At 35.9% G+C, this 6,434-nt stretch carries 3 protein-coding genes and 1 pseudogene; all 4 read left to right on the top strand.

Features of this window, described 5'->3' with window-relative positions:
* The 4 genes and pseudogenes from V7149_RS20585 (at nt 1) to V7149_RS20570 (ending at nt 6,404) form a co-directional block, all read left to right on the top strand.
* Nucleotides 1-1,245: an MFS transporter gene (locus V7149_RS20585; protein WP_335347462.1), complete on the top strand. Its 1,245-nt coding sequence runs from the start codon at nt 1-3 to the stop codon at nt 1,243-1,245.
* A 422-nt stretch (nt 1,246-1,667) separates the two neighbouring features.
* Nucleotides 1,668-3,115: pseudogene (locus tag V7149_RS20580) on the top strand (DEAD/DEAH box helicase).
* Nucleotides 3,116-3,553: 438 nt separating this feature from the next.
* On the top strand, nt 3,554-5,713 hold the full coding sequence (locus V7149_RS20575; RefSeq protein WP_335347461.1) for an Ig-like domain-containing protein: 2,160 nt from the start codon (nt 3,554-3,556) through the stop codon (nt 5,711-5,713).
* A 268-nt stretch (nt 5,714-5,981) separates the two neighbouring features.
* The gene (locus V7149_RS20570; protein ID WP_335347460.1) at nt 5,982-6,404 is read left to right on the top strand and encodes a DUF1801 domain-containing protein; all 423 of its coding nucleotides are present in this window, start codon (nt 5,982-5,984) and stop codon (nt 6,402-6,404) included.
* Nucleotides 6,405-6,434 lie beyond the last annotated feature (30 nt).

Below are 6,434 nucleotides of genomic sequence, written 5' to 3'. Positions count from 1 at the left end.
ATGAATACAGAAAATAACAATCTTAAGGAGAATTGGTTAAAGAATATTATTCTATTTTTAAGCAGCCAAACAATCTCACTTTTTGGATCGTCCCTGGTTCAATATGCAATCATGTGGCATATAACGCTTACGACGGAATCTGGTGTGATGATGACGCTGTATATCATTTGCGGTTTTATTCCGACTTTTCTTTTATCTCCGATTGCGGGGGTTTGGGCGGATCGCTACAACCGTAAAATGCTGATTATTTTAGCGGATGGACTCATCGCCATAGCTACACTCATTCTTGCTATTCTCTTTTTAATGGGATTTGATGACATATGGCTGTTATTTTTGATGGCGGCAGTTCGGGCTTTTGGTACAGGAATACAAACACCTGCTGTTGGGGCGATCTTACCGCAAATTGTTCCAAAGGATAAGCTGACTAAAGTAAACGGAGCAAATGGAAGTATTCAAGCCGTTATTATGTTCGTATCTCCAATGGTCAGTGCAGCTCTACTGGCAATGACTTCGATTGAAATCATATTTTTTATCGATGTCATTACGGCAGCGATTGCGATTGTGACACTTCTTGCCTTTTTAAAAATTTCTGTACATGAGAAGGCGGCGGAAAAACAAACAACAAGCTATATGAGCGACTTTAAACTAGGCTTACAATATGTGAATAACCATGAGTTTCTGAAGAATTTTTTCTTATTCTTTGCCGTCTTCTTTGTCTTGATGGCACCTGCAGCATTTTTGACTCCACTACAAGTGACACGTAGCTTTGGCAATGATGTGTGGCGACTAACCGCAATTGAAATAGCCTTTTCCATTGGTATGATGGTAGGTGGAGGAATCATTGCTTCTTGGGGAGGCTTTCCAAATAAAATGAAGACATTGGGATTGGCAAGTGTGATTATGGGAGTCTGTACATTCGCACTTGGCATCGTTCCGATTTTTTGGATTTATTTAGTTTTCATGGCTATATTCGGAATTGCCATGCCAATTTTTAATACACCAGCTACCGTTTTGTTACAGGAGAAAGTCGATGAAGATTATTTAGGCAGAGTTTTTGGCGTAATGGGAATGATCTCAACCTCGATGATGCCGCTCGGAATGCTAATATTCGGCCCAATCGCAGATATAATCAAAATTGAATGGCTACTAATAGGAACCGGTGTATTCATTATTATTTTAGCGATTCTTTTAGGCAGAAACAAAGTATTAATCGAAGCGGGGAAACCTGCAATGAAAGAATCATAAATTAAACAGTGATAGAGGAACGGATCCAATAGGGTTTGTTCCTTTTTCTATTTTACCTCCACAATTTAATAACAATATTTACACCATAAGGTTTGTTTTTCTGCAAATAGGAATACGACTTCCGTTTTTATCCAAACAGAGGTTGAGTATATTAAACAATCACCTTGTATTTTTTACAAACGAGATCGTCCAAACTTATGGAAAAAGAGAGTCACTTTTTATAATTACCCCAAAATTTCAGGAGCTAGCCGGTCTCTTGAAGTAGGCAGCACTTGACTTGCCCAAAGGGCAGGTCATTTTTTATTAATTCAAGCACTGACTTATTTACAAGGTGAAGTTCGCGTATAATGGTAGGTTGAATAGGGTAAAAAACTTGGCGGAAATAATAAGGTAAATAATCCAAAATAAAAAGAGGCTTAGTTATGTGTAAAGAAAGTTTTAAAGATTATAAATTAAGTGATAAATAGTAAACGCGCTGGATAGTTTAGAAAATTTAAATCCAACAGCCGTTCAAAGTAAGGTTATCCCTCTTGTGTTAGAGAAAATGGATCTTGTCGTGAAATCACAAACAGGAAGTGGGAAGACAGCTTCATACGGGATTCCCATTTGTGAATTAATTGATTGGAAGGAAAATAAACCACAAGCGCTAATTTTGACACCAACGAGAGAACTTGCTGTGCAAGTGAAAGAGGATTTCATAAACATAGGCAGATTTAAACGGATAAAAGCAACAGCTGTTTATGGAAAACAACCTTTTGCCATCCAAAAAACAGAATTAAAGCAAAAAACACATGTAGTTGTCGGTACTCCAGGCCGTGTGTTAGATCATATTGAAAGAGGTACTCTGGCCTTAGATCAGATTCACTACCTTGTTATTGATGAAGCTGACGAGATGTTAAACATGGGGTTTATTGAACAAGTAGAAGCCATCATCAAGGAGTTACCTCGAAAACGAGTGACAATGCTATTTTCAGCTACTTTACCAGAGGAGGTCAAAAACCTCTCACTTAACTATATGAAAACACCTATCGATATTGAAATTAAAGCGACGGGACTCACGACTGATACAATTGATCATTCTCTTTTTGAAGTGGCAGAAGACGATAAATTTTCTATGCTTAAAGATGTGACGATAGTTGAAAATCCAGATAGTTGCATCATCTTCTGTCGAACAAAAGATCGAGTAGATACTGTGTGTGATCAGTTAGTGGATTTAGGTTATAGCTGTGATAAAATCCATGGCGGCATGATACAAGAGGATCGGCTTGACGTGATGAATGACTTTAGAAGAGGAGAATTTCGCTATTTGATTGCTACGGATGTAGCCGCTAGAGGGATTGATATTGATAATATTACACATGTCATCAACTATGACCTTCCATTAGAGAAAGAAAGCTATGTCCATCGTACGGGAAGAACAGGACGAGCGGGTCAAAAGGGGAAAGCCATCACTTTTGTTACACCTTTTGAAGATCGGTTTTTAAGTGAAATTGAAGAATACATTGGTTTTGAGATTCCGAAAATGGTCGCTCCTTCAAAAGAGGAAGTTTCAGATAAGAAACCTTTCTTTGAAGCAAAAATGAATGTTGAACCAACCATTAAAAAAGCAAAAAGTGAAAAATTAAACAAGCAAATCATGAAGTTGTACTTTAATGGTGGGAAGAAAAAGAAGCTTAGAGCGGTAGATTTTGTTGGAACGATTGCAAAAATTAACGGAGTATCAGTGGAGGACATTGGTATCATTACAATATTAGATACTGCTTCTTATGTTGAAATATTAAACGATAAAGGTCCGATTGTGTTGAAAAAGATGAAGGACACAACTATAAAAGGTAAGCTGCTGAAAGTATATGAAGCTAAAAAGAAGTGAAAAGTTAGAGTTGGCAGCAACTGGGGGTAATAAGACATGACTGGACTTTTTTCTTGTTAGTAACATTTAGTAGACATCAAACTGAAAACCTCATTTAGTTACAATGCGGGGAACCGTATCATAGCTTAATGAGGTTTTTATTTTTATTTACACTATAAAATATCAAATTGATTCCCCTTTAGATTTTATTAGGCTTCCAGAAAGTGTTTCTTAGATGGTGAATTTATGTATAAGTTTTTAGAGGCAAATTTCATCCATAACTTTAGGAGTCAAGCTTATTAACTCAATATCTTTCCATTATTTTCATGGAATGTTACAAAAAAGAGCCCCTAGTTCATCAAATGTATATAAAAAATAAAAATAAAATCAACAATACATTAACATTCATACAGTTTAATAGAATTGCACCAAAGATTCTACTACTAGGGGGATTATTAGATGATTAATAACAAACTTGTGAAAAAAGGTGCTACTTTAGCACTTGCTCTAGCTATTACAGTCCCAGCATTATCACCGACAGCAGTGAATGCTCAGAAAAATATAACAATAGAAGCTGTTAAATTTAATGGAATGAAAGCACCATCTACTATTGAAGAAATGGTAAAAACGTATACAACCGCAACAGTTGATGTGAAATATAGCAATGGAAAAGTAAAAACATTTCCGTTGTCCTACAACTACCTATTTAAATCGGAAGATAAGGTAGCAACTGTTAAAGGGGAAAAAATCCCTGCAGGTACACCAATTGATGTAAAAGGAAATCCAATTAAGGATCCAAGCAGCGCAGACGGAAAATACTTTGTCTCCGATGCTCCGGATTCAAACAGCTTAATGCTGCCCATTAACGGCAAACTTTATATGGTTACACATTATGAATATCAAACCATTGATGCTGCTGGTAAATCAGCATACGGTTTAGTTCCTGCATCTATGTCTTTAACTGAGTTGGAACAGGACAAAAAAACAGGTGAACTGAAACCTGTAAAAGTAGAAAAAATTGATTTTTCAGCAGTAAATGGACTTTGGATTCCATGTAACGGATCATTATCTCCTTGGAATACACATTTAGGTTCTGAAGAGTACGAACCAGATGCACGTCTTTTCTTAGATTCAACTTCGAAAGTAAGAAGTCAAGTTGAAACATTCGCTCAATTTTATTTTGGAGATAAAGCAAAGGCGAATCCTTATTTTTATGGGTACACTCCTGAAATTACAGTAGAAAAGAACGGGAAAACATCAGTTGTAAAACATTACAGTACAGGACGTTTCTCTCATGAGTTAGCTAAAGTCATGCCTGATAACAAAACTGTATTTTACGGGGATGATGGCGGTAATACAGGAATGTTTATGTATGTGGCTGACAAAGAAAAAGATTTATCATCAGGTACACTATATGCCGCAACATTTAAACAAACAGGTACTGAAAACGGTGGCTCAGGCGATTTACAATGGATTAATTTAGGACATGCAACCGATAGAGAAGTAAAAAATATTATTGATAGTGGGATTACATTCAATGATATTTTTGAAACTTCAGATGCGCCTAAAGAAGGTTTTACAGCTATTAAAACATACGCAAATGAAGGAAAAGTTGAGTACCTAAAACTTAAACCTGGCAAAGAAAAAGCAGCAGCCTTCCTTGAAACTCGCCGTTACGCTGCCATTCTTGGTGCGACTACAGAATTTAACAAAATGGAAGGTGTAGCACTAAACGAAAAGGATAAAAAAGTATATATTGCAATTTCCGATCAAAGTAAGGCTATGGAAAAAGATTCAACAGGAAAAGACCCAGTAGACCATATTCAATTACCGAAAATTAAATCCGGTGTAACATATCAATTAGATTTGCAAGGTGGCCAAAAGGATAGCGAAGGAAAGGCTATTAATAGCTCTTATGTAGCACCATCAATGTCTGGATTAGTTGTTGGTGAAGATTTAAAAGAAGCTGATTCATTTGGAAACACTGCAAATGTAGATAAAGTAGCCAATCCAGATAACTTAAGTTACTCTGAATCAATGAGAACACTCTTTATTGGTGAAGATAGTGGGGCTCACACAAATAACTACGTTTGGGCTTATAATGTTGATACGAAAGAATTAGATCGTGTCTTATCTGTTCCAGCAGGAGCGGAAGCAACTGGATTATTTGCTGCTGACGACCGCAATGGATTCTCATACATTTTCAGCAATTTCCAGCATCCTGGTGATGAGGTAGATGCTAAGTCAATTACAGCTGTTAATAAAGATGATTTACTTAAAGCTGTTGACGAACAAATTGGTATTAATAAAACAGGCGGTATTGGTTATATCTCTGGTCTGCCTTCTTTAACAAACATGCCAGATTTCACTGCACCTGAAGCTCCTAAAGTAGATAAAGTAACAGCAAAATCTAAATCAGTTACAGGTACAACTGAAAAAGATGCTACTGTACAAGTTTATAACGGGAAAACATTATTAGGGGAAGCAAAAGCAAATTCAAAAGGGAAGTTCACTGTGAAGATTAAAGCCCAAAAGGCAGGCACAAGCCTAAATGTTGTGGCTAAAGACAAGGCTGGAAACAATAGTGAATCAACTGTCATAAAAGTTGTTACTAAATAACAAACACGTACATTTAATGTGCATGTAAAAATGAAAAGGGCTGTCATAAAAGTGACTTTTGTGACAGCCCTCATTCTATTCCATGCTTTTCCATAAGAATGGATTAACTCATTGGGAGTTTATTTGTGAAACGACTCTTTTTGTTTGCGAAACACTCATTTAGCTTTCAAAATTCTTCGATTTTCAGTATAGTTAATATAACATTGGTAAATAAATGAAGCGGAAGATAATATTTCTATAAAAATAATAGTAAAAGGAGGATGCATAAATGTATGAACTGAAGACGAAAGAAACTGATAGTAGTGTCATTGAATTTATCGAAAGAGTCGAAAATATCAAAAAGCGTAAAGATGCATATGACTTATTAGATATCTTCACGGAAGTGACAGGTTTTCCGGCCAAAATGTGGGGGCCTAGTATTATTGGGTTCGGTTCTTACCATTACATATATGAATCTGGGCACGTAGGAGATGCACCACTTGTAGGGTTTTCACCTCGTAAAGCAAAAATTAGTTTATATTTTAATCTGGGTGAAAAAGAACGAGAAGAATTACTAGAGCTTTTTGGGAAACATACAACAGGTAAAGCTTGTGTTTATATTAATAAACTAGATGACATAGATTTAGAAATATTAAAGAAGCTAATCAAACAATCTGTTAACTACTTAGAGAATAAATATCCTAAAAAGTGATATTTAATTAAAGCAAGTATTCTATTATCT

It is taken from the genome of Bacillus sp. JJ1503 (assembly GCF_036965125.1).
Lineage (GTDB): Bacteria > Bacillota > Bacilli > Bacillales > Cytobacillaceae > Cytobacillus.
The sequence above is the reverse complement of the archived record's forward strand: the minus strand, read 5'-3'. Positions and strand labels throughout refer to the sequence as shown.